General features: G+C 67.8%; 19 protein-coding genes and 4 pseudogenes. 10 read left to right on the top strand and 13 right to left on the bottom strand.

Features of this window, described 5'->3' with window-relative positions; translation table 11 throughout:
- Positions 1 to 303: 303 nt before the first annotated feature.
- Both ABZ490_RS50060 and ABZ490_RS50055 read right to left on the bottom strand, forming a co-directional pair.
- The gene (locus ABZ490_RS50060) at positions 304 to 1,671 is read right to left on the bottom strand and encodes a tryptophanase (protein WP_359007017.1); all 1,368 of its coding nucleotides are present in this window, start codon (positions 1,669 to 1,671) and stop codon (positions 304 to 306) included.
- A gap of 30 nt (positions 1,672 to 1,701) precedes the next feature.
- Positions 1,702 to 2,853 (bottom strand): tryptophan dimethylallyltransferase family protein, encoded by a 1,152-nt coding sequence (locus ABZ490_RS50055; RefSeq protein ID WP_359007014.1) that lies wholly within the window; start codon positions 2,851 to 2,853, stop codon positions 1,702 to 1,704.
- 1,343 nt (positions 2,854 to 4,196) lie between these two features.
- Between ABZ490_RS50055 and ABZ490_RS50050 the strand changes: the two genes are divergently transcribed.
- Entirely contained in the window at positions 4,197 to 4,967 is a 771-nt protein-coding gene (locus tag ABZ490_RS50050) for a transposase family protein (protein WP_359007020.1), read from the top strand.
- 285 nt (positions 4,968 to 5,252) lie between these two features.
- Here the strand turns inward: ABZ490_RS50050 and ABZ490_RS50045 are convergent, their stop codons facing one another.
- The gene (locus tag ABZ490_RS50045) at positions 5,253 to 6,425 is read right to left on the bottom strand and encodes an IS4 family transposase (RefSeq protein ID WP_359007011.1); all 1,173 of its coding nucleotides are present in this window, start codon (positions 6,423 to 6,425) and stop codon (positions 5,253 to 5,255) included.
- 537 nt (positions 6,426 to 6,962) lie between these two features.
- The gene (locus tag ABZ490_RS50040; RefSeq protein WP_359007008.1) at positions 6,963 to 7,319 is read right to left on the bottom strand and encodes a hypothetical protein; all 357 of its coding nucleotides are present in this window, start codon (positions 7,317 to 7,319) and stop codon (positions 6,963 to 6,965) included.
- A gap of 2,275 nt (positions 7,320 to 9,594) precedes the next feature.
- Here ABZ490_RS50040 and ABZ490_RS50035 point away from each other — a divergent pair.
- Positions 9,595 to 9,777 (top strand): hypothetical protein, encoded by a 183-nt coding sequence (locus ABZ490_RS50035; protein ID WP_359007005.1) that lies wholly within the window; start codon positions 9,595 to 9,597, stop codon positions 9,775 to 9,777.
- Between the two features lie 160 nt (positions 9,778 to 9,937).
- Here ABZ490_RS50035 and ABZ490_RS50030 read toward each other — a convergent pair whose 3' ends face one another.
- On the bottom strand, positions 9,938 to 10,135 hold the full coding sequence (locus ABZ490_RS50030; RefSeq protein WP_359007002.1) for a hypothetical protein: 198 nt from the start codon (positions 10,133 to 10,135) through the stop codon (positions 9,938 to 9,940).
- Between the two features lie 268 nt (positions 10,136 to 10,403).
- On the opposite strand from ABZ490_RS50030, the pseudogene ABZ490_RS50025 reads away from it, so the two are divergent.
- The 3 genes and pseudogenes from ABZ490_RS50025 to ABZ490_RS50015 form a co-directional block, all read left to right on the top strand.
- Positions 10,404 to 11,708 (top strand): annotated as a pseudogene (locus tag ABZ490_RS50025) (NF041680 family putative transposase); the annotation flags it as partial.
- A gap of 91 nt (positions 11,709 to 11,799) precedes the next feature.
- Entirely contained in the window at positions 11,800 to 13,338 is a 1,539-nt protein-coding gene (locus ABZ490_RS50020; protein ID WP_359006999.1) for a transposase, read from the top strand.
- 37 nt (positions 13,339 to 13,375) lie between these two features.
- Positions 13,376 to 13,522 (top strand): annotated as a pseudogene (locus ABZ490_RS50015) (transposase); the annotation flags it as partial.
- Positions 13,523 to 13,559: 37 nt separating this feature from the next.
- On the opposite strand, the gene ABZ490_RS50010 reads toward ABZ490_RS50015, so the two are convergent.
- Both ABZ490_RS50010 and ABZ490_RS50005 read right to left on the bottom strand, forming a co-directional pair.
- Positions 13,560 to 14,936, bottom strand: coding sequence for an ATP-binding protein (locus ABZ490_RS50010; protein WP_359006996.1), 1,377 nt, complete (start codon positions 14,934 to 14,936; stop codon positions 13,560 to 13,562).
- Positions 14,933 to 15,508, bottom strand: a complete 576-nt coding sequence (locus tag ABZ490_RS50005; protein ID WP_359006993.1) for a response regulator transcription factor — start codon at positions 15,506 to 15,508, stop codon at positions 14,933 to 14,935. Before ABZ490_RS50005 ends, ABZ490_RS50010 begins: the two co-directional genes overlap by 4 nt.
- A gap of 236 nt (positions 15,509 to 15,744) precedes the next feature.
- Between ABZ490_RS50005 and ABZ490_RS50000 the strand changes: the two genes are divergently transcribed.
- Positions 15,745 to 16,116 carry a hypothetical protein gene (locus ABZ490_RS50000; protein WP_359006990.1) on the top strand — a complete coding sequence of 124 codons (372 nt, stop codon included), beginning with the start codon at positions 15,745 to 15,747 and terminating at the stop codon, positions 16,114 to 16,116.
- Positions 16,117 to 17,383: 1,267 nt separating this feature from the next.
- On the opposite strand, the gene ABZ490_RS49995 is transcribed toward ABZ490_RS50000, so the two are convergent.
- Positions 17,384 to 18,199 (bottom strand): oxidoreductase, encoded by an 816-nt coding sequence (locus ABZ490_RS49995; RefSeq protein WP_359006987.1) that lies wholly within the window; start codon positions 18,197 to 18,199, stop codon positions 17,384 to 17,386.
- 214 nt (positions 18,200 to 18,413) lie between these two features.
- Here ABZ490_RS49995 and ABZ490_RS49990 point away from each other — a divergent pair, with 214 nt between their 5' ends.
- Positions 18,414 to 18,992 (top strand): helix-turn-helix domain-containing protein, encoded by a 579-nt coding sequence (locus ABZ490_RS49990; protein ID WP_359006985.1) that lies wholly within the window; start codon positions 18,414 to 18,416, stop codon positions 18,990 to 18,992.
- Between the two features lie 508 nt (positions 18,993 to 19,500).
- Positions 19,501 to 20,093, top strand: a pseudogene (locus ABZ490_RS49985) (ISKra4 family transposase); the annotation flags it as partial.
- A 42-nt stretch (positions 20,094 to 20,135) separates the two neighbouring features.
- On the opposite strand, the gene ABZ490_RS49980 reads toward ABZ490_RS49985, so the two are convergent.
- Complete coding sequence (locus ABZ490_RS49980) at positions 20,136 to 20,798, bottom strand: hypothetical protein (protein ID WP_359006982.1); 663 nt, start codon at positions 20,796 to 20,798, stop codon at positions 20,136 to 20,138.
- 295 nt (positions 20,799 to 21,093) lie between these two features.
- Between ABZ490_RS49980 and ABZ490_RS49975 the strand changes: the two are divergent.
- Positions 21,094 to 21,231: pseudogene (locus ABZ490_RS49975) on the top strand (three-helix bundle dimerization domain-containing protein); the annotation flags it as partial.
- Here ABZ490_RS49975 and ABZ490_RS49970 read toward each other — a convergent pair.
- A complete protein-coding gene (locus ABZ490_RS49970; protein WP_359006980.1) occupies positions 21,196 to 21,525 on the bottom strand; it encodes a hypothetical protein in 330 nt (109 codons plus the stop codon). The pseudogene ABZ490_RS49975 and the gene ABZ490_RS49970 overlap by 36 nt on opposite strands.
- A 568-nt stretch (positions 21,526 to 22,093) precedes the next feature.
- Between ABZ490_RS49970 and ABZ490_RS49965 the strand changes: the two genes are divergently transcribed.
- Positions 22,094 to 22,513 (top strand): RlpA-like double-psi beta-barrel domain-containing protein, encoded by a 420-nt coding sequence (locus tag ABZ490_RS49965; protein WP_359006977.1) that lies wholly within the window; start codon positions 22,094 to 22,096, stop codon positions 22,511 to 22,513.
- A 116-nt stretch (positions 22,514 to 22,629) separates the two neighbouring features.
- On the opposite strand, the gene ABZ490_RS49960 is transcribed toward ABZ490_RS49965, so the two are convergent.
- The 3 genes from ABZ490_RS49960 to ABZ490_RS49950 all read right to left on the bottom strand — a co-directional run bounded on the left by ABZ490_RS49960 (position 22,630) and on the right by ABZ490_RS49950 (position 23,634).
- Complete coding sequence (locus tag ABZ490_RS49960; protein ID WP_359006974.1) at positions 22,630 to 22,884, bottom strand: hypothetical protein; 255 nt, start codon at positions 22,882 to 22,884, stop codon at positions 22,630 to 22,632.
- A gap of 204 nt (positions 22,885 to 23,088) precedes the next feature.
- A complete protein-coding gene (locus tag ABZ490_RS49955) occupies positions 23,089 to 23,340 on the bottom strand; it encodes a hypothetical protein (RefSeq protein WP_359006971.1) in 252 nt (83 codons plus the stop codon).
- Positions 23,341 to 23,385: 45 nt separating this feature from the next.
- Positions 23,386 to 23,634, bottom strand: a complete 249-nt coding sequence (locus ABZ490_RS49950; protein ID WP_359006968.1) for a transposase — start codon at positions 23,632 to 23,634, stop codon at positions 23,386 to 23,388.
- Positions 23,635 to 23,768: the final 134 nt, after the last annotated feature.

The raw sequence follows: 23,768 nt of genomic DNA, 5'->3' as shown, positions 1-23,768 counted from the left end.
TCGCCGCCCTCGGCCTCGACATCACCGTCACCCCGCGAGAAGAGACCGCTTGACCTCTACCAACGCGCATCAACTCAGGCCATTTTCAAGAGAGCTCAACCATCGGTCACGGTGCCTCCGTCGTTGTTGACTACGCTGAGCACGGGCGTGCCTTCCCGACCTGCGCGCCAATGCTGGCCTACTCGATGACCAGAAGTCGATCACTCGGGAAGGTACGCTCCGCGCTCCGCGAGGCATCCGTCCCGAGGCCGATCGACAGGTCTTGAGCAATGCTCTTCGCCCCGGCACGCCGAGGCTGTGAGGTCAGGGGGTGACGGGCTCCAGTTTGGATCGGAAGTGTCGGAGCATGGGGGCTTGTTCGATGATTCGGTAGCCGGGGATCCGGTCGGCGTTCCTGGCTACCTTCTCCAGGACGTCGCCGATGTAGTTGAGATGACTCTGGGTGTAGGTCCTGCGAGGAATGGCCAGTCTCAGCAGTTCGTAGGGAGCGGTGATGCTCGGGTTGCCGTCCGCGTCTTCTGCCCCGAGGTAGAGCGAGCCGAGTTCCACCGACCGGATGCCGCCTTCGAGGTAGAGCTGGCAGGCGAGTGCATGACCCGGGTAGTGGTGGGGGCGGATGTGCGGCAGGAGGCGTCCGGCGTTCAGGTAGAGGGCATGCAGGCCGGGGGGCTCGAGGATACTGATGCCTGCGGCACGGGACAGGTGAGCCAGATGGCCGGCCGCGTCGGCTCGGGATTGCAGGTAGGCGGGATCGGTGACCTCTGACAGGCCCTGGACGATCATGTCCAGGTCTCGGCCGGCCAGTCCTCCGTAAGTGGGGAAGCCTTCGGTGGCGATCAGGAGAAGCTCACAACGCTCCGCGAGTGCTCCGTCGTTGAGCGCCAGGAAGCCGCCGATGTGGACGATGCCGTCCTTCTTCGCGCTCATCAGGCAGCCGTCGGCCAGACGGAACGCTTCCTCTGCGACCTGCCGCGGGCTGTGGTGCTTGTAGGCCGGCTCGTGCTGGGTGACCAGCCAGGCGTTCTCTGCGAAGCGGGCTGCGTCCAGGATGAGCGGTACGTCGTTTGCCCGGCACAGGGCTGCGGCTTGAGCGAGGTTCTCCATGGATACGGGCTGGCCGCCACCCCCGTTGTTGGTGAGCGTCATGATCACCAGGGCGATGCGGGAGGCATCCGGTCCCTCCAGCGCCGCTCGGAGGCGCGCCAGGTCGACATTGCCTTTGAACGGCTCGTCACTGTCCAGGTCCTGGGCCTGTGGACAGGGCAGATCCTGGGCCTGGCAGCCATTGAGTTCGACGTTGGCGCGGGTTGTGTCGAAGTGGGTGTTGCTGAGGGTGATCTGGCCGGGTTCCAGCAGGGTGGAGAAGAGGATGCGCTCTGCGGCACGGCCCTGATGGACGGGAAGGATATGCGGATAGCCGGTCAGTTCCTGTACTGCCTCGTGGAAGCGGTGATAGGAGCGTGAGCCGGCGTAGGACTCGTCCCCCGTCATCGCGGCGGCCAGTTGTGCCGCCGAGAGCGCACCGGTCCCCGAGTCGGTGAGCAGGTCGATTGTCACCTCGTCGGCCCTGAGGTCGAAGAGGTTGTAGTGCACGCGGGCCAGCGCACTCTCGCGCTGTTCCCGGGTGGTCATCGGAATGGGCTCGACAACCTTGATCCTGTAGGGCTCCATGAAGCTGTTCCTTTCGACTGGCATGGTTCCTCAGCCGCGCTCGGCCTGCGACAGGCCCCGCGGAGGATTCACCCGGTAGGCCTCGGGTGAGAAGTAGGTGGTCACCCTGGGCGGCTGCCGGTGCCCCTGAACGAGTGAGATGTACGAGATGAGACCACTCCCGTCGGCCAGCCGACGCTCCGTCATCGCAGCCAGCGCACGGTCCAGGACCGATGGATCCATTCCGTGACGACGCAGCACGGACGCGGCGCGGTCCCGGGCCACTTGATCGTTGTCGGTGTAGTCCCGCACCGGAACGTGCAGCGTGTAGCCGCTGGGGCGTCGGGTGTCCTGTTCGGTGAAGGCCAGGCACGACACCAGCGGACGGTGGTTGAAATGCTCTGTGCCGCCTACCATGCGGCAGAACTCTCTTGCCTGCTGCGGATGGCCGCCTCTCAGCATGCCCGAGACACTTTGGACTCCGTCGGCGGAGAAGTCGCGGTGCACTACATAGACTTTCACCCGCGGAGCCGCCCAGGCACCCAGATCCACCGCGAAGAACAGAAACTCGTCGCACTCGGGATACCGTGGGGCCGCGTACTTCAGTAACGATGGCCAGGCACTCCCGTAGCCGAGTCTGGCCATCGCCTCCTGAAGAACCTGCGCGGAGTGATGGCGCCCGTGGGCAAGGGGATTGACGTACGTCTTCACGCCCGGCTCCCCGCTCGCACGTAACTCCAGAGCACACCACAGAGCGAACGCGCCCTGGGGCGCGGCGGGGAAGAAGAGATCGCCGACCCGCTGCAACGGCTCGACGGAGAAGGCCCAGCGGGCGGCCAGCTTCCCAAGAGCCGTCCAACCCATGCGTCCGTTCTCGGCGAGAGTGGCAGCAGTGCAGCCCGGCTCGACCAACACCCGGACACTTGGCGGGGCCCCGGTGGGAAACGCCATAGAGAGCTCAGCGGGCGTGTGATCGTCAGAGACGAAGGAGGCGGACACCGGTCCATCCGCCAGCGGGAGTTCGGCTGCCGGACCGAGCAGGTCCCGCAGTGAGTGCCCGTACCGCTCATCGGAGTCGACAAGCCCTGCGGCATCGCACAGGCGGTGCAGTCGCCCACTGACATGTGTGCCCAGCACAGCGTCAGGGCCATTTGTCCCGCCTGCTGAAAGGAAGGTTCGATGCGAATGACTGGTTGAGCTCATACCTGACTCCACATTGTGATGGGGCTCCTTGTATTCGGCCACCCCATGATCGGCTCCGCCTGATACCTGATCGGTTTGATTCCCCGGGCAGACCCGGGCTGACCTGCGGACGGGTGCCACGGGGGACAGGGCGCAACTAAACCTGATCGGCGAGACAGCGCACATCGTTGCCGAATACGCAACCGGCACCAGAGTCGCCAACGCAGGGGGAACCAAAAAATGACCATGGGAGGGGTCGTGAGAAACGGCCCAGCTCTGGATCAGGCTAGTTCAGTAGCCAAACTTCCACTTCTGATATCCGTCGTCGTTGCAAAGATGTGTTTACATGTTCCAGCCTGAAACTCCCCCCGTTGTCACTCGACGCTTATGTGCCTGATGGTTCCCATATTTTTCGGGATGACATCGGCATAGCCTGACTTCGTGAGGAAGAGCAGCTTCCAGGTCTGGTGGCTATTCTGCACCCTCGAAAGGATCCGTGTGCAGGTTTCCACCTCCGGGCAAATGCAGAGCCCCGATTCCCAGTTGCGCAGCGTGTTCGTCCCGACGTAAGCGGACGCGGGGGTGTGTTCATCAGCGAGGTCACCAGGGACAGCACGGCCACGAGAGCGGCCGCCCATCGCGACGAGTGAAACGCCTGCGGACCGAAGTCCGGGCGGGGTTCGGCGCGTTACCTCCGGAACCCACCTTCGACTCTTCCGTGTTCACCATGTCTGACTCCTATTCGCTTTTTCCTCGCGTCGGCGGCATTTCATGCTCTCGCCACTCGCCCTCGGACGGCTCAACAACTGCCCTTCAGTACACAGCCACTGCCTTTGCGCTCACAGTCCACCCATAGCTAAGCAGCCACTTCTTGTCTATTTATTGTCCCGGCGATGTCGGCATCCTGGCACCCTCACGCCACAGAGGGGGGATCCGATAAATGAGTAAGCACGACAAACCTTCAGGTGTCGTGACTCGATAAAGAATCGAGAGCTGGCCGCTTCATGGAAGACGTGACGGAAATATAGGGGTGGCTACCCCGTATCGAGGACGAGAATGAGCGTCTCGCTTAGATCCTCATGCCTTTCCATCCTGTGTGAATCGCCGCTCTCCATGACTGAATCCAGCCTATTTAGGGGCCGATTACATTACGGGCCTTTTTAATGCCCCGGGGGATTCCTCATGAGTGGTGGTGCGGATATGATTTTCATAGCGAAGGCGGAAGGTCGGCTGCAAGGAAGGCTTCTCCTGCGACCAATGGGGCAACAGGGAGAAGCATGCCGGCCAGGTGCCCGGCATGGCATGGGTGAGTGCCGACGGCTAAAGCGCGTTGCAGAATGCCGCGATCTGGGCATTTCCCTTGTATGCGTGGGGTGTTGAGGACTGATCCGTTGTGGGTGGAGACGTTCACGGGGCTGCGGATGAAGCAGTTCGAGGGACTGTTGAAGGCGGTGCGGGAGCGGGGTGGCGATGGCCCGCGAATCGGGCGACCATGGTGTCTGCCGCTTGCCGATCGGGTGCTGATGGTGGCGGTCTATTACCGGACGAACCTGACCATGCGGCAACTCGCGCCGCTGTTCGGGGTCTCGCCGGCCACGGTGTGCAGGGTCATCCAGCGGCTGCGGCCGCTCCTCGCGCTCGGGCCGGTCACCCGTCCCGTCGACGCTGTGGACCGGCTGTGGATCGTGGACGGCACCCTGGTCCCGGTCCGTGACCGCAAGGTCGGCGCCTCGAGCCGCAACTGCCGGTTCTCGGCGAACGTGCAGGTCATCATCGACGCCGACACACGCCTGGTCGTGGCCACCGCCCGTCCCGCCCCGGGCAACAAGGCCGACGCCCATGTCTGGCGCAGCTCCGGCCTGCCAGAGCAGTGCCAGGGCGTCACGGTGCTCGGCGACGGCGCCTACCTCAACACCGGCCTCGTCGTCCCGCACCGCAAACGACCCGGCCGGCCCCTGCTGGCCGGCGAGGAAGCCGACAACAAGGAGCATCGCCGTGTCCGCGCGCGGGTCGAGCACGCGATCGGCCGTCTGAAGAACTACAAGATCCTCCGAGACTGCCGACAGCACGGCGACGGCCTCCACCACGCAGTCCAAGCCGTCGCGCACATGCACAACCTCGCCCTGACCGCATGACCAGAACAGCCATGGCCGGGCCCTGACCTGCAAAAACACGGCATTCTGCAACGCGCTTTAAGGGCAATGCCGTTGCTTTACGGGTTGGCGGGCTGGGGTCGTTTGATGCTGACTGCTCGGGTGCCGGTGCGGGTGGGCTGGGGCCAGGTGTGGTGCTCAGACCGTTTGAGCCGGTAGTTGGACATCTTGCGTTTGACGACGCGGGGCTGGCTGCGCAGGCGTCTGTGCGGCAGGAGTCGTTCCAGCAGGTCGTGCTGGAGCAGGACGAGCGCTCTGACCAGCAGGTCAGGGGGAAAAACTGCCCGGCGTGACGGTCACGCTGCGCCGGGCAGAGCGCAAGGTCTCGGTGAAGGAGACCTGGTCGGGATCCAGACCCCTGGTGGCGGCGGTTCTCACCATCAGCTCGCGCAGCGCGTGGTGGACCAGCAGATGTGCCCAGATCTGCTGCAGGACGCCGTCGGGTGTTTTGCTGCTGATCACAACGCGGGCTCCGCGTTGATGGGTCTTGAGCTCGGCGAAAACGGCTTCCGCCTCCCAGCGCTCCTGGTAGAGCGCGGCCAGCTGACGGGCGGGATGGCGGCGGGCATCGAGCAGGCTGGTCACCAGCCGGTAGTCCTCGCCTGCGCGGCCGGTGCCGTTCAGCCGGTAGGCCAGCACTCGCACCGTGACCGGGTCGCTGTGCGCTGGATCGGTGTGAGCGTGGATGCGGGAGAGCCAGGATCCGTCCCGCAGGGTCCGGTCAACGGGCAGGACCCGGTTGGCCGGCACCCTCCACAACAGGTCGGCGCCGGTAGCGGTGAAGGCCCGCCACAACGGCACTCCGAGGAACTCCCGGTCGGCCAGGACGAGTTGTCCCGGCCCGCAGGAGCGGGGCAGGCGCCCCACCAGCGTGACTTCCCCGGTGCGGCAGCCGGCCAGCTCGGCGTCCAGCACGAGGTGCGTGCCCACTTCGATCAAGCAGGCCATCCGTACTTGGGGAAAGGAGCTTTTGTCGTGGCCGCGGCTGTTTCCGGGGCGGCCGAAGGCAGCCTCGTTGGCCGGGCTGTCGGCAACGTCCCAGCAGGTCCCGTCCACTGCCAGCAGCCGCAGTCCCCGCCAGAACGCCCCCGGAGTACTCTCGGTGCCCATCGGTCTTGCGGTCGTGGTGAACAGGACCCGCAACGGCTCCGGACCCAGCCGCTGACGAGCCCGGAACAGCGACGATTTCGCCGGAACGTGCCAGGCGCCCAGCAGGCCCTGGCCCCGCAGGCCCTCGACCAGATGCCGCATCACGTCCAGATACGGCGCCGGCGAGAACAGGGCCAGCCCGAGCACGAAGTACACCACCAGCCGGGCCGGCAGCAGGCGTCTGCGTTGCTCCGCACGACCGCACGCGGCCACTGCACGATCCACCAGACCGGACGGGTACACCCAGGTCAGCAAACCCAGGCCTGATAACTCGCCGACATCCGCAGACACCCGAACCACCCCCGGGAACACTGCACAGCAGCGTACGCCCACGAGCTAACGCAACGGCATTGGCTTTAAGGGCTGTCCCACTAATCCCTGGCTGCGTAAGCATGGGACTGGCAGGATGGCTGCCACGACGGCATACCGAAGGGCCGATGCCGCGTAGACGCATGGCGGCTTCAAGTTCCCGGTAGGGGCCGGCCGTCGGTGATGCCCCAGATCCAGAGGGCGTGTGCGGGTGTGTCCCGGATAGCCCGGATGGTCTTGGCGATGTTGTCCGCTCCGAGCAGTCGCAGCCTACCGATGGCCAGGTTTGACAAAACGGCCATCGCTCGCGGCGCGCTGCCGGTGTGGACGGTGGAGGCGTTTGCCCGCGCATGTATCCGCCCAGCTCGGCAGGGCCGACCTGGTGGGCGTCGAGGCTGGTGACGGCATAGACAGTTTCCCTGGTCTGCCGTTTGTCGCTCTCCTGGCGGCGCCGGTGGATGCGCAGGGCCAGCCGCGCTTCCGGGAAGGCGATCCCGCCCAGGTTCGCCGCGATGGCCCTTACCGAGCGGGACTCCGCCGCCCGGTCCCGGAGACGGATTGCACCACAGGCACCTGTTCCCACGGAAGGGCCTTGAGCTGGGCCGACGCGGTCGGCTGATTGCCCTTGATCAGCGCGACGTAGTGGGCCTTCTTCTCCTGCACCAGCTGGCGCACCTGGTCCTTGACGGAGTGCAGTGCGTCGAAAGTGACCACGGCGCCGGCCAGATCGAGTGGTTCCAGCGGCGGGCGGAAGGGGGCCGGCTCGTTGGTCTTGGCCCCCACCTCCCGCTGGGCCAGGGAAACGGTGGGGGCGTGGGTGACGGCGGACAGCAGGTGTCGGCGGTGCGCGGAGCCGGACAGTGCCTTGCCGTCCACTGCGATCGCCGACCGCGGCGCCGGGCCGGTGTGGTCGCGTTCGACCAGGAGCCGGGTGAGGGTGGCATGGGACGGGGTGCGGCGTCATTGGGGGCAGGTGGCGGCGGATGCCTAGTTGTTCCGGCATTGTGGTGGCCCGCTGGCCCCACTCGGTGATGGTCCGGGCGCCGGAGACGACTGCGCAGGCGCGCGCCAGCATCAGGCTGGTCAGGGGGATACCACCGCCCGCGACGCGACCGCGGGTCGAGTACGCGCTGGAGGTGGACGCGCAGGCGGCCGGTGTCGTGCGGGTGAAGGGGGCCCAGTTTCACCAGGACGGCAGGGATCGCGGAGGATGGGACAGAAGAAGCGCGGCTACCGTCATCGCGGCAACTGCTGCTCCCCGCTCCATGTTGAGTGGACGAGGCATATTGTCTCCCTTTCGGATGCTGCCAATGTGGAAAACGGCGAAGACCGATGCGGTCAACTCCTTCTCGCAGTACCAAAACTACGGTGCCGCACTGGACGGTAACGGAATGAGATGGGGACATGGTTCCGGCTGGTATTCACGGATCGTCCAGTGGAATTCAAGACCTCGACCTGCTGGAACGCCGGCGCCGTATCGACCAGCCCCTCTACGCCAGGGGCATTGCGCGATTGGGATTGGTCCGGTTCGCCGGTCTCGTGAGTGACATGTCGTCATGTCCGTTGCGCGGCAAGGGGTCCCGGAGAGAAGAGCAGGCACGGCGCTGGTGATCATGTGGTTGTCGAGACCCATGAGAACCGAGCGAGAACGTGCCTGCCCGAACATCATCGCCCATCCCTTCCGCACTGGAGTAACTGGGCTCCCCGACTGATCCCTCAAGCGATGTCGCTGACCTGCGGCGTTTCCTGATCCTGGTCGCCGATCCCCCGATGCGCGAGGACTGCGGTATCCGGCCCTCGCGCTGCTGTGCGCAGCTGCCTCGGAGGTGCTGACCGGGGCTCGCTCGCTCATCGCGATCAGCGAGTGGATCACGGATGCCCCGCAGCACCTTCTGGGCGTTCTCGGGTTCGCTGCCGCCGTGGCCTGGTGGGCGAGGCTGCACACGGTGCCCATGCCGTACGTGGGCTCAGGCTGTGCGGTGCGTGGCCGGACGGTGCGGTGCCGGTTCGAGGAGGCGGTGCGGGCCTGGCCGGCGCGGGACGGACTGCCGTGCGCGGCCGCGTCGAGGGTCGGGGAGCGGCGGAGCGCTGCGGGCCGGTGTTGCTGAGGGCGGAGCGCGGTGGTGCGGCGGGGTGGGGGAGGCCGGGGCGCTTCGTCTTCGCGGTCTTGAGGAGGGTCGGGGTGGGGTGCCGGCGGGGACGGCGACGCAGCCCCCGGCGAGCAGAACGGCGGGCCGGAGAGGTGGCGAGGACGAACGGCTGGCGCATGCCTCCAGGTTGGTCGGCTGGAGCGGAAAGCGGAGGATGCCCTGCTGGTGATCACCGGCCCGAGTGACCGCAGCGGGGACCGCCGCGCGCCCCGGGGCGTGTGCGTCTCGTCGTCGGTCGTCGGACGACGGCGTGGTCGTTTTTCAGGGTCCGTTCGAGGGTGGGAAGGCGTGCCTGCCTCACAGCCGTCGCGGAGGGGCTGTGAGGCTGTCGACTGCGTCATCCGCCGTGCAGGAGCGGCAAACGATCAGCTTGAAAGCGGGATCTGACATCGCGCATCGCCCAGAGGCCTCTGTTCAGCTCCTTCCGTCGGTGCCCCGGGGCGGACGGGGCCTGCACAGGAGGGGCGGACGGGCGACGGCACTCCGGTTTGGGAGGAGACGGGTTCTGAGTGCCTGATAATGACTGTTGATGTGACCACTACATGGAGAAACGTGAAGTTACTTCGTTGGCTGTCACTGCTGAGCATGCTTTTAGGCCATGATGCGCGGGAGGCGGCCGACATGGGTCTTGGAGTCGTCCTCGCGGAAGGTGCGGTCACGGACGTGGTGCAGGAGGCTTTCGAACATTTCAGCAGACTGCGCCTATGGGTAGTGGACAGGCAGGAAAGCAGCCGGTGTTGGGGTGTGAGGGCCTGCTCCGGATGGTGGCTGCGGTCACGCGGCTGAGGTCGAGTGTGGGGGCGGGAGGTGCGTCTTCGTGGCAGGTGAAGAAGACGGCGGCCCCAGAGGGGCATCCCGGGCCGGCAGCGGGTGTGGGAGTCTATGCCGCAGACGCGCCGCAGGGCGGCGGTCCACTGGCTGGCGGTGATGCTCCGCGGGAGCCGACAGGCCCACGAAGCGCCCGGAGCGGCGGGACCGGCAGCAGGGGCGGACGGTGAGTCATGAGCGCGGTGATGCCGTGGGAGCACTCCGGCAGCAAGATCTCGGCTCGGCACCGTGAACGCCTCGCGGTCGTCTACGTCCGGCATTCGACACGCCAGCAGGTCATCGGGCACCAGGAGTCCACGCGGCTGCAGTACGCGCTGGTGGACCGAGCCGTGGGGCTGGGCTGGGAGGCCGCGTGAGTGTTGTTGATCGATGACGATCTGGGCAAGTCCGTTGCCAGCGCGGTGGATCGGTCCGGGTTCCAGCGTTTGGTCACGGAGATCTCTCTGGGCCCGCTGGGGGGCGCCGACGGAGTCCTCGACATGTTCCTTGTGGAGGCACGCTCGCTGAGCTTGTTCTTTAACCTTGGTCAGTAAATCCTTCGACGAGCTTCACGAGCGGAGCCAGGATCCGGGGCAGGTCGTTCACGGAGGTGATCACCTGCTGGTTTTGCCAGGTGTACTCGGTCTGGGAGTCGATGAAGAGCAGTGAAGTGCTTCCCGATTCCCATACGAACAGCTTCCCCAGGCGCTCGTCCGACTCCAGAGTGAGGCTCACGGCCGTTGCCTTCGGGCGCCCTCTGGTTGCTGTCCCAGGGGCTGGCTGATTCACCGTGGCGCTGATCCCGCGAGAGCGGAGTTCATGTTCTTGTGCGGCATGCCAGTCCACGAGCCATTGAGCGGTCTCCGGCATTACGCCCCTCGCTGTCGCAGTCGAACGAGTCGTCGAACTTGATCGTACGGATGGCGTTCGCCGGACGCTGGGGCGGCCTTCGTCTGACCATGTGCTCCGACCAAGGTGCACTGATCGAGACGAAGGCCGTGAAGTGAGTCTGCTGCCCGCCACCGGTCCCGGGGAAGCGTTCGCGCGAGCGTCACGCTTCCGGGAGGACTTATTCGACTGCCTGACCGCGCGCGGGGACGAACTGTTCGATCTCACGGACGCGTTGCTGTGCGCGGACGGACCGGTTACCTCGCCGGTGGACCTGACGCTGGTGGCCGAGCACCGGCGCGGGCACGGCGCGATGTACGAGGCGCTGAACCACGGGAGTGTGGACGTGCCCCGGCTGCGGCAGGTGCTGGCCGGTCTGCCGATGCCGCAGGCCGCCGACGGGCGCCTGGTCCTGGCGGTCGACATCAGCAACTGGCTCCGCCCGGACGCGGCGACCAGCGCGGACCGCCTGTTCTGCCACGTCTACGGCCGTAGCGGACGCTCCTCGGACCAGTTCATTCCGGGCTGGCCGTACTCCTTCGTCGCCGCCCTCGAATCGGGCCGGACGTCCTGGTGCCAGCTCTTGGACGCCGTCCGTCTCGGCCCCGAGGACGACGTCGCCGAGGTCACCGCCGCCCAGCTCCGCCGCGTGGTCGAGGACCTGATCGACATGGGCCGCTGGCACGCCGGCGACCGCGCCATCCTCATCGTCTTCGACGCCGGCTACGACGCCCCGCGCATGGCCCACCTCCTCGACGGCCTCCCGGTCGAGGTCCTCGGACGGATGCGCTCCGACCGCGTCATGCGACGGCCGACGCCCACGCTCAAGGAGTACGCCCTGGCCTATCCACAGGGCGGGCGACCGCCGAAGCACGGCAAGGAATTCCGCTTCGCCAAGCCCGAGACCTGGGGCGAGCCGGACGCCGCCACAACGCAGGTCACCGACCGGTACGGCACCGCCCACGCGATGGCCTGGGACCGCATCCACCCCCGCCTGACCACCCGCTCCGCGTGGATCGACCACACCGGCGAACTCCCCGTCGTCGAAGGCACGCTGATCCGCCTCCAGGTCGACCGCCTGCCCGGCGGAGGCGACCCGCTCCCGCTCTGGCTCTGGTCCTCCGCGACTGGCCTGACCAGCGAGGACGTCGACGTGCGCTGGCAGGCGTTTCTGAGGAGGTTCGACATCGAGCACCTCTTCAGGCTGATGAAACAGACCCTCGGGTGGACCCGGCCGAAGCTGCGAACCCCCGAGGCCGGCGAGCGCTGGACCTGGCTGATCATCGCCGCGCACACCCAGATCCGCCTGCTGTGCGGGGCCGCCGCTGACCTGCGGCGGCCGTGGGAGAAGCCCGCCGAGCCCGGCCGGCTCACCCCGGCCCGAGTCCGCCGGGGGTTCAGAAACCTCCGCCCGCACCTGCGGAGGCTGTCGCACGGCTCCTGGGCGGTGAAGGTCAAGAGCGATTCGTTGTTCGGTTCCGTGGATCAGCGAGGCGTCGGAATCTTGGCTGGTGGGGCGGAACTTTTTGTCGTGCGACCGTGAACGTGATCTTGAGATGCCGCGGGATGTGCGGGAGTGGCTGCCGCCCGAGCACCTGTGCTGGAAGGTACTCGACGTCGTCGAGTTGCTTGACCTGTCGGCATTCAAGAACAGCTACCGAGACGACGGCCAGGGCGGCGTGGCTTACCCTCCCGCGACCCTGATCGCGTTGCTCCTGTACTGCTACAGCAAGGGAGTGCGCTCCTCCCGTCGCATCGAGCATGCTTGCTGGGACGACGTGGGCTGTCGAATCATCACCGCGAACCGTCGAGTGGACCACTCCACCGTCGCGCGGTTCGTACGACGCCACCGTGCCGCCTTGAACTCGCTGTTCGTGCAGGTGTTGTCGCTGTGCGGCCGACGTGGCCTGGTCGATCTTTCGGCGGTGGCCGTGGACGGCTCACCGATGGAGGCGAACGCTTCACGCGACGCCAACCAGCGGCTCCAGCGCCTGGAAGAGACCGTCTCCCGGTGCGAAAGAGAGATCCACGCGCTGATGGAGGATGCAGTCGACCACGCGCTGAGCGTTGAGGCCGAGGACTCGGCGGCACAAGGCGATGTCGAGGATGTGTGCGACGACTGGCCTCGCCTGTCCCGGCTGTGCGACCGGCTCACCCGGGCCCGCTTGGCCAGGGACAGACTGCATGAACGGGCCATGCCCTCACCCACCGAGATCCGGATCAAGGTCGAAGCCGCCGAGCGGATGGTGGCCCGCGCAGAGAAGCGCCTGGCCAGCGAGACCGAGGCTCACCAGAAGAAGCTGGAGAAGTACGAGCTCCGTGTCCGAGAGGACCGGGCGGCAGGACGTCGCGGAGCGAACGGACGGCCGCCGGTCCCGATGGAGCACAAGACCGTCCTCGTTCGCCAGCGAACGCGACTGCTGAAAATGCGGGCCTGGCTGGAGCGGGCCCGCACACCCCGGCCCGTCCCCTCCCCGGAGTCCCGTGCCTGCCTGAGTGATCCCGACTCCCGGCTGATTCCCGGCAAACGCGGCGGCTACCTGCAGGGATACAACATCCAGATCGTCTGCGCCCGCCGTCAATTCCTCCTGGCCATCGAAGCGCACGACAATCCCTCCGACAGGACGGCCCTCGTTCCGATGGTGAAGAAGACCCAGCACAATCACCAGGCCGCACAGCTCCCGGGCGATATCCAACTCTGGCTCGCCGACAGTGGGTACGCTTCCGTCGCGTCCTTCGAGACCCTCGCCGGCCTCCCGCTGCTGGTCTCGGTCACCAGTGATGCTGACCAGGCAGGCTTTCCCGCGAAACGCCAGCAGGCCCCTGCCGGCCAACAGGACATGGCGGCCCGCCTCGCCACCCCCACAGGACGGGCCCAGTACCGTCAACGCAGTGCCCTGGTCGAGCCGGGATTCGCCCAGATCTTCCAACGCTTCGGACGACACCTCAACTACCGCGGCCGCCAGGCAGTGGACGCCGAGATCAAGCTCCTCGGCACGGTGCACAACCTCAACAAGCTCATCAATCACACGCCCAAGAACCGCTCTTGACCTTCACCGCCCAGGAGCCGTGCGACAGCCTCTGCGCTGTCCGGCCCGTGCACCGAAACCATCAACCCCCGGCCCAGGACGGCCACTTGGCTCGAAGAACCGTCAGCCCGCCACTCGCTACGACGTGGGCAAAACAGTTAGGCGGCCCGAGACCATCGCCGAACGTGACCAGGTCAGACCATAAAGGACAAGCTGAGCTGACGGACCTTGCCCGGTCAGGATCAGCGCATGGTGTCGCCGGTTCGTGTCTTCGTGGGGAGTCGGAGGGTGAAGTGGGCGCCGCCGGTGCTTGGGGTCAGGGTGACAGTGCCGCCGTGCGTGAGGGCGATGCGTTCGGCGATGGCCAGGCCGAGGCCGGTGCCGCCGGTGTCACGGGCGCGGGCGTCGTCCAGGCGGGTGAAGCGTTCGAAGATTCGGCGGCCCTCCTCCCGCGGAATGCCGGGCCCGTCGTCCCGGACGTCGAGGACGGCTTGGTCGTGGGCGTCGTCGTGACCCAAGCTGACGGTTATCGTGCTGGTCGCGTGGCGTTCGGCGTTGTCGAGGAGGTTGCCCAGCACGCGGGCGAGCAGGACATGGTGGCCCCGCACGGTGAGGGGCCCGGGCACGGAACACAGCTCGAGGACGATGCCCTGGGGCGGGTGCCGGCGCGTCGTCTCCTCTCGCACCAGGTCGGTGAGGTCGACGGTCCGCCTGGACACCTGGTCATCTTGCGGGGAGTCGAGCCGGGCCAGCAGCAGCAGGTTCTCGGTCAGGTCCTGCAGGCGGACGGTGTCCCGGTGAGCGTCACGGACGGCCCGCGGCCAGTCGGCGGCCGGGTCGTTCAGGGCGAGTTCGAGTTCGGTCCGTAGACAGGCCAGTGGTGTGCGCAGTTCGTGGGAGGCGTCCGCGGTGAACTGACGCTGCTGGTCTACGGCCTTCTGCAGGCGGTCGAGCGTGGCGTTCATGGTGACGGCCAGGCGGGCCATCTCGATGCCGGCGCGAGGGACGGAGACCCGCCGGTCGAGGTGGTGTGCGCTCAGGTCGGCGAAGGCGGCGCGGATGTCCTCGACCGGACGCAGCGCCCGCCCCGCGGCGAGCCACGTGGCGCCCGAGACCAGCAGGGTTATGCCCGCTACGCCGCCGATGAGGAGCCGGACGACGGTGTTCAGACGGGCCTGTTCTGCCTCGAGGGACTGCGTGATGGCGACGGTTTCCGGCGGAGCTGTGTCCGTACGGCGGGTGATGGCCCGGATGGGTATGGGCCCGCGAACCGGGTCAGTCCAGGGAAGCAGCGACAGCTTCCCCGCGCTCGGACCCGCTTGCCGGGTGGGCCGGCACAGGCTGACGTACTTCTCGTCGAGGAGTTGCACCCGTTGGAAGGACCGGGTGCAGACGGGCAGGTCCTTGGTGGCGTTCACCCGCGGCTGGACATCCATCAGCACGAGGCGTGTCTTGCGGTAGGCGTCGTCCATCAGGGAGGTACGCGCCATGAGCGCGATGGGGACCGAGGCCGCGGTCAGCGGGGCCAGGATCGTGACCGTGGCCAGGAGCGCCATCCGCATGCGGATGGTGGCCGGTCGCAGGCGGCGCACCACGGACCAGGCTCGGTGCCACGTCACGACAGGCTTCCTTCCGCCGCGTCGAGCCGGTAGCCGGCCCCGCGAACCGTACGAATGCTGTGCCGCCCAAACGGTGTGTCGATCTTGCGTCGGAGCGCGCTGACATAGACCTCGACGAGGTTGACGTCACCGTCGAAGCGGTCGTCCCAGACGTGTTCGAGGACCTCGCACTTGGAGATGGTCTGCCCGCTGCGGCGAGCCAGGTACTCCAGGACTGCGAACTCGCGTGCGGTCAGTACCACTTCGGTCGTGCCGCGCCGGCAGCGCCGGGCGGCCGGGTCGATCTCCAGATCCCCGATCCGCATCATCGCGGGCCGTTCGGGTCGGCCCCGGCGGGTCAGCGCGCGCAGGCGGGCGGCCAGCGCGATGAAGGAGAACGGCTTGGTCACGTAGTCGTCGGCACCGATGGGCAGCATCACATCGAGTACCAGCGCGTCGTAGTCGTTCTCGCGTGCCATCCTCAGGCCCTGCCGCCCGTCGTGGGCGACGTCGACCGCGTAGCCCTCGCCCACGAGCCCGCGGTGCAGAAGATCCGCCAGCCGCCGGTCGTCCTCAACCACCAGTATCCGCATGACCCCAGCATGACGGCACCGCCCTGTGGGGACCCTGAAGGCCCTTCAGGCGGCTTCAGGGTCCCCACAGGACCGTGCCGTCACTGTTCTTCCCACGACCTCGAACGCAGGGGAGACCGGGGCAGCGGGCTCGGCCACGGGGGGCCTCTGCGCTCGGGGTCGTACTCACCGATCGATCGCGCAGCGGCACGGCGCCGCCCGGCTCCGTGCCTCCCGTTCACGAGAGGCGGACAACAGTGATATCAGCCCGAACCACCAAGCGCGGCCTTCTGGTCGCGGGCATCATGGGCGCGTCCATGATGCTGGCGTCGCAGCAGGCCATGGCGACCACGCAGATCACGCTCTCCGGCCGGGGATACGGGAAGGTCACCACCGGGGGTACGTACGTCACCGCCTGCGACACCAACGCCGACAACTGGGGTGTGCGTACCAGGTACTACACCAGCAACGGTGTCACCGGCGTCGTGGGGGACGCCAACGGCAGTTCGTCCGGATGCGGGGGAGAGGAGCCCACCGGGGGCGGCCGCGTTCTCGCGGTCCGGGTCTGCGCCGGAGTGAACGGCGCGGACACCTCCTGCACGCCGTGGCTCTGGGCCTACCCCTGGTGATGCACCCGGGGTACGCCTGCCGCAGACCTGGTCCTACCCGGTAGCCGCGCCCGCCGGGGGAGCCCTGCTCGGGGCTCCCCCGGCCGAGCAGGGGTCTGTCCGGAGGCGTGGCCGGCCGGGCTGCTGTCCATTGGCCACGGCTGTCGTATCCGAGGGCTTCAAGTGGCCTTGGTACGAAGGCACGGGGGAATTGGGGCAACGCCTGTTCGTATTCACGGCCGGGGTCGTCCCTGGGGGGATTGTGTCTGCTGCGCGCATGACCAGATCAGTGGGCCCTGGCCGGCCTTCATCTTCGGCGTCGGTGCTCCTGGCACGGTCCGTGGCCTGCTTTCAGGCGTGGAAGTCACCCCCTGATGCCTTCCTCGGACGACTCGCCGTAGCCGCCCGCCCGCCCGTGGCTGCGCATCACCGCCTCCGGACGGTGGGCCCGAGTGCTCCTGGCTGGCGGTGCCCGACTGGGCGAAGCGGACCTGATCGGCGCGGACCTGGTGGGCGTGAGGTGGTCGGAGCGGACTCGTTGGCCGGGTGATCTTGTCGGCCTGATCCGTGGGCGGTCGGAGCCGATCGGGGGGGCGAGTGGAGTGTGCGCGGGGCCGGCAACAGCGGGGCGGATCTGGAAGAGCCGTTGGTTCCGGTGCACTGAGACCTTCGACGCACTTCAGTGGGGTGGTGGGTGCCTGTACGTCATCGGGTTGACGTACAGGCACCGTTGGAGACGTAGGCGACGTTGGCGGCCTCCGTCACCGCACGGAAGTCAGCCGGCCGGGAGCGCGTCAGTGCCAACTGCCAGGGGTAGGCGTCCACGTCGCCGTGCTTGGGCCGGTGCGGGCGGAACCCTCCCTCGCCGTCGCAGTCGCCGTCGCCGGAACTAACTGGTGCAACAGGTGTGGCGCGATCTCTGGCTCAAGTGACTGCTGCGCCGGGCAGGCCTCCAGCATCTGCGGGGCAGGCACTGTAGCCAGGACGCGGAAGCGCAGCGGGGTCCAGGCCCTGGAGTGCGGGCTGGGGTGGCTGACGATGCCGGGCCAGCCGGCGGCGAGTCCGCCGAGCATGCTGCCGACCAGGGCGCGGGCCCGCTGGTGCGGGAGGCTGGCGCGGGCGAAGTCGGGGTAGCCGTGATGGGGGTCTCGGAAAACGGTTCTGGCCGCTCTTCCGTGATGGCTGCGCCGAGCAGCGGATCCGGCCGGAGTCATCCCGTTGAGGCTTCACGAAATCGGGGTGAGCACATGCTCGCTTCGTATTTCGTATGGAGGCCGGCGGCGGGGTGTCAGCCGGCCAGCTTGTTGAACTTGCGGACCTGCTGGTCGAAAACCCGGGCCGGGACCATACGGCGTAGCAGGCTGATGCGCCGGGCGAACGGGCCGGCGGTGCAGCGCAGCCGCGGCTTGCCTGCGGTGGCCGCCGTGACGATGGCCCGGGCGACGACCGTGGGAGCATCACCGCCCGTGACCGCCTCGGCGACCACCTGGTCGACGACGCGCCGCTGTTCCGCATAGACCGGCAGCGGCATGTCAGGCTGCACGAGGTTGCCCTCGAACGCGGTGTTGGTCCCGCCGGGCTCGACGAGCAGGACCCGGACGCCGAACTCACGGACCTCGTGGTCCACGGACTCGGAATACCCCTCGACCGCGTGCTTGGACGCGATGTAGGCGGCCATGTACGGCTGGGGGATCAACCCGTAGATCGACGACAGGTTGACGATGCGGCCCCGGCCCTGGGCACGCATGTGGGGCAGGACGGCCTTCGTCATGCGGATGACGCCGAAGACGTTGATGTCGAAGACCCGCCGGTGCTGCGCCAGGGAGCTTTCCTCGGTGGCGCCCGACGAGCCGATGCCGGCGTTGTTGACCAGGACGTCGATCCGGCCGAACCGATCGATGACCTGCTGGACCAGCGTGGCGACCGAGGCGTCGCTGCTCACGTCGAGGTCGAGGAAGGTCACGCCCTCGCGGGAGGCGACCTTCATGGCGTTCCGGCTGGTTCCGATCACCTCGAAACCCGCTGCGACCAGGGCGAGGGCAGTGGCCTCCCCGATGCCGGAGGACGCGCCTGTCACGAGCGCTACAGGTCGTTTCGTGGCCATTCCTGAACTCCTGGGATGTTGATCATGTTCACGGCAATCTGTGGCTTCCGCGGAACCTGGCCGTCTTGCACTTCCCTCGACCCCGGCCAGTAACCGCATCTCGAGAGTACCCGTTCTTCAATTATCTGCAACTCTGCTGTTGCAGTTAATGGGGAAGGTGCAGCTGGGGAGTATCTTCTTCGGGACAGGAGTCGATGCCGGGAAGGGAGACGCCATGGGGCGAGCACTGCGGGCCGATGCCGAACGCAGTGTGCGCGCGATTCTGGAGGCGGCCGAGAAGGTCCTCGCCGAGGATCCCGGCGCACCGATGGAGCAGATCGCCGAGGCGGCGGGCCTGGCCAGGACGACGGTGCACCGGCGGTTCGCGAACCGGCAGGCCCTCATCGAGGCACTGGCCGCTTCCGCGAAGCAGCAGCTCACCGACGCCATCGACGACGCCCACCTGGACACCGCCCCCCCGCTGGTCGCGCTGCACCGCGCCACCGCGAACACGCTGCGGGTCAAAAGCGCCTGGCGGTTCACGCTCGGCAACCCCTTGGCGCACAACGACGCCGCCAAGGAGGTCTGGGCCGAGATCAACGCCCGATCCCTCACCTTCCTCGCCCGGGCGCAGCGTGAGGGACTCCTCGATCCCGCCGCAGATCTGGAATGGACACGGCGCGTCTACTACGCCCTCATCGGCGAGGCCCTGCACGGGCCCGGCGCCGACGAAGACCCCGACGCACAGAACCCGGACGCACTCGCCACACGCATCGTCGACACGCTGCTGCACGGCGCAGGACGACGCGGCTGAGCCTCACCCACCCCACGGAGCACCAGGGAAAGGGGCAGCCAGGAAGGGGGGGCCGACAGAGCCGCAGCCGCCCCACACTTCCACTCCACCGGCCGCGCAGCACCGACAGCCTGGCCCCCCACACGGCCCCGCCCGCCCGCGACACCACCGACCAGCCACTCGACTTCCCCACCACGCGCCCCCACACCCCGCCCGCCCCCTCCCGATGTCTGTTCCGCTCACCGCCGCTGCGGATGCCGGAGCGGACGGTGACGGATTCGCCGCGCCGCCGGCGGGTACGGCACTGACCGCCGTGGTCACGGTCATCGGGTGGCGACTGCATGCCTGGTATCGCCGTCCTGACCACCGGCAGACCGACCTCACCGAGACGACGCAGACGCTCAGGCGCATGAATCCCGAGATGCAGCAGCTACGGGCGCTGCGCCGCGCGCTGACGCCCGCGGATCTCACGGCGCCTGACGATCCTCTGCTGCATGCGCAGCGACCTGCGGCCCGCCGCGGGCAGGGACACCGACTGCGGCCGTGGGTCGTGCTGGTCGACGGCGCCCACCACCAGCTCGACCTGATCAGTGCCGAGACCGGCCGCCGCGGCGTCACGGTCCACGTCCTGCTGGACCTCGTGCACGTCGCCGAGTACCTCTGGGCCGCCGACCGCGCCTTCCACAAACCCGGCACCATCGAAGCCGAAGCATGGGCCGCCGACCGTCTCACCGCGCTCCTCGCAGGTCAGATTGCCCGCACCGCTGCCGAAACGACCAGCCGGGCCGAGCGGGAACACCTACCACCGGCCCGACGCGAGGCTGCCGACGCCTGTGACCGCTACCTGACCGGCCACCTCGATCAACTCCACTACGACGCGGCGCTGGACAACGGCTGGCCGATCGCCACCGGCGCGGTCGGGGGGCGCCTGCCGCGACCTAACCGCCGACCCTCGACATCACCGGCGCCCGCTGGAGCCCGCACGGAGCAAAAGCCGTACGACGACTGTGTGCCGTCCTACCCAACGGAGACCCCGACCCCTACTGGCGCTACCACGCCGCCCGCGAACACGAACGCCTCTACCCCGCACCCGACCAGCGGAACTACGCACCCACCGCCTGATCCCGGCAGTCGCCCGAAACGAACTGCACCCCACCGCCAGACCTATTCGGGGCGACGGCGGCCGACAGCGCGCGCAAGTTCACCAACCGGAGCCAGCATGTGCCCGCCATGGCCCGCGCACCACCACACGGCCGCACCGTCCCGCTCCGAGCCGTGGACGCCGAGGTCATGCCGGGGGCACACCGGCCAGACCTGCCAGGTCCACTCGAGCAGGCTCTCCTGGATCAGAACCGCCAGGCTGGTCAGTGCCACGGCCGGGTCGTCGCACATCCTCGGCAGGATGGGACCGCCCCAGTTGAGCCTTTCACCGCCGGCGAGACGGACACCGGCTCCCACCGGGAACCAGTCCTCCAGGATCTCGATCTCCGGTTCGCCCTCGATCCCACGCGTGGGCAGATCGCGGGCCACGATGCGCAGCGCGGCGCCCAACGTCTCCAAACGCTCGGGGGCGAGGTCGAAGCCGGGATCGAAGCCCACGTCGTCCAGGAGGCGCCGGGCCAGGGCGGTCATCTCGGCGGGCGACACCTCGGCCGGGTTCCGCTCGACGACCTCCAGGATGGCGTCGGTGCAAGGGAACCAATCGAGCAGTTCGCAGGCCAGGGCGACGACCTGCCGTGGGTCGAGATTGTCCTCACGCAGGCCGAGGTAGATCCTTCGCATCAACTGCTCAGTAACCGCTTCGTGCTCAGCCATGGTGTTGCTCACCAGCCCAGTATCCCGGCGCGTCACGGTTCCCTGCCGCATGGTTCTTCGGCACGACATCTGACGCACTCAACAGCGGAACCAAGACCTCACCACTTGATCGCGGCCGTCACTCGAAAGGAACCGCACCCTTCTGGATAGGCCGAGGATGTCTCCTATGTCGCGATATGAGGCGCGGGGCTGGGACGGGAGCAGCGGGGATGTGTGCTGCGAAGAGCGTCAGTGCTGAGGAGGAGGGGATCCGGCAGGTTGCGGAGCGTCTGCGGTCCCGGTATGCCGGAGCGGCGCCGGCGCTGTCGAGGCGGCGGTCGGGGCCGCCGAGGACAGGCTGCGCGGTTCCCGGATCCGTGACTTCGTGCCGTTCTTCGTCGAGCGGCATGCCCGTGCCCTGCTGGACGCCTCAGGAGAGAATGCTCAGCCTGTGCGGTCCGGCTGATCCACCGCGGCAGTCAGGGCCGTGGACGGTGACACGGACAGCGGCCCGGGCACCGGGCATGAGGTCCCAGGTGGCCCCGCACACGTAGACATCCCTCAGGCACTCCACCTCGAACAGCGCCCGACGACCGCCAGCCGCGGAAACCTCCGGGGCGATGCCGAACCCGGTCCCGTCCCCGTAGGCGTGGGCGCCGGCGGGCAGCGCGAACGACACCGCCCAGCGCCCCACCACCAGCTCCGAGCAGTTCGTCCCCCTCAGCCGGAACCCGGCCCGCCGCCACTCCGGCTCACCCACACGCACACACTCGAACCGGCAGCACCGCCGAACCCCCGGCTGCGCAACCTGAACGGCTCCGCTCACGGCACTCCCCCTCCAGCGGCTCGGCTTCGCCCCACGCTGTCCCACCAGGCACACCCCGGCCACGGCGCCTCGCACCGAACCGGTGGCTCCCCGTCGAACTCAACGACATCGACCTCGCGTTCCAGCAGCGCGCCACGCCGCACCGCCCAACGGCGCCCACCGCTCCACCGGCCGGGCAGCACCGACCGCCCGACCCCGCACGGCCTCGCCGCCGAGCGAGACAACCGCGGGCACCCGCCGAGCAGTTGCCGAGCCGGCCCGGGGACAGGCCGACGCCGGGTTGGTCATCGTCAGCCCGAAGTCCTGGCGCGGACGTGAGCAACACACCTACAACAGTTGAACAATCAAGTATTGATTGACTGGCAGTCCAGGGCCCGATGCCTCGGTCTCCGCTCCTGCAAGCCCGCAGTCACGTACGGGTGCGCCCGAGCCCAGCCTCCTCGCACACCCGCATACCCGACAGGAGATTCCCGTGCCTCGTACAGCCAGAGTCCTCCGCAGCATGAAGGGCGCCACGCGGCGCTTCCTGGCGATCGGCGCCGTCTCCCTCGGCGCCGTCGCCACGGCCGTGGCGGGTGCAACACCCGCCGCCGCGTGGAGCCCTGGCACTCAGCACTGGGGCAACGTCACCTGGTACAACGGCACCGGGGTCACCAGGTGCGGCGGGAGTCACAACTTCAACACCGAGCTCGTGGTGTCGGTCTCGACGCGTGTGTTCGCCAACGGCTCCGCGTGCGGCCGGAAGATGCTGGTCATGGGCAACGCCGACGGCAGCTGGTCCGGCGGGGCCGTCAGCGTAACCGTCGTCGACGAGTGCCCCCGTTGCCAGCCCGACCAGATCGACCTCAGCACCCCGGCGTTCCAGCAGCTGCGCCCGCTTACCACCACCGTCTTCTCCACCACATGGATCGAAGGCAGCTGACTCTTCTAGTTAAGTGGTCGTAGCTGAGATACCCCACACCTCGCCCCGATCACGCCGACACAGCCGTAAAGGCTCGTTTCCCAGTCCCGGGGCTGTGCGGGACACCGGGGGGCGTGTCACGAGGACTCGGGCGGGTGCAGCGGGCCGTGCTGGCGTACGTGCGCGGAGAGCCCGGCGGGCGCAGCACCATCGACGGCGCCCCGCTGGCCGCGTCGGTCACCGGTCTTGCGCGCGTCGTCTACGGCGCCGAAGAGCCGAGCGATGCCCCGGGTGCGGCCGTACGGCAGGCGGTGTTGCGTCTGGAGGTCGGCGGTCTTGTCGAGGTCCACCGCCTGCGCGTCGGCCGTACCTACACCCAGCAGCGCGTCCACCCCCACTTCTGGCCGCCACGCTACGACCGGCGCCTGGCAGTGTGCACCGGCAAGGACGGCTGCCCGGGCTGCGCGGCCGGCGACCGGCCGACGACGTACTTCACGCTGTGGACGGTCACGTTATTCGGCTCTGGCGGAGATCTTGTGGCGGTGGCAGGGCGAAACGCTGGTAGGCATGGCTCAATGCGCATGGGGCCTGTTCGCCTACTCGTAAACGGTGGCCGCGCTGAGGGCTCGTGCGATGAAGGTCCAGTCACCGTTGGCCGGAACTTCCTTGCCGAAGTTTCGGTACCAGCCGTCCGAGCTGGCTATCCACGCTGCAAGGGCTTCGAGGAATTGGTCAAGGGTGTGGCTCTCCCAGTCGTGTCCTCGCTGGAGGTAGTCCTGGTGTAGGTCGCGGATGAATGCGACCAGCTCATCGCGTGTGTGTATCTCGTCATCAGGGGTGAGCGGCATGGGAGCAACCTAGCCTGTGGGTGTGCAGGAGTTCCTGGGCGAGCGTCAGGTGGCGAGGAGTATGCGTCTGCGGAGCAGGTCGAGGTTGGCTTTGCCGAACCCCATCCGCTTGAGGAGCTTGACGCGCGTGACGTGTCCCTCGACTTGGCCGGAACTCCACGGGCTGCTCAGTGCGGCGGTGACGGCGTCGAGGTCGCGGCGTGGACCGTTGACCAGGGAGTGCAGGGCGGGAAGTTCGTCCTGCGTGACACGGTCCATCCAGGCGGGCAGTTGATCGCCGCGGAGGTCACGCATGATGTCGGCGAAGTCGCGGACGTGCCGCGCGCCGGCATCTAGGTTCTGTCTCTTTGGTCAGCGTCGGGCCCAGATGAGGATGCTGGCGAGGTGGAGTGCGGCCTGGTAGGCGATGGCGAGCTTGTCCGTTCGAG

It is taken from the genome of Streptomyces sp. NPDC005811 (assembly GCF_040630405.1).
Lineage (GTDB): Bacteria > Actinomycetota > Actinomycetes > Streptomycetales > Streptomycetaceae > Streptomyces.
The sequence above is the reverse complement of the archived record's forward strand: the minus strand, read 5'-3'. Positions and strand labels throughout refer to the sequence as shown.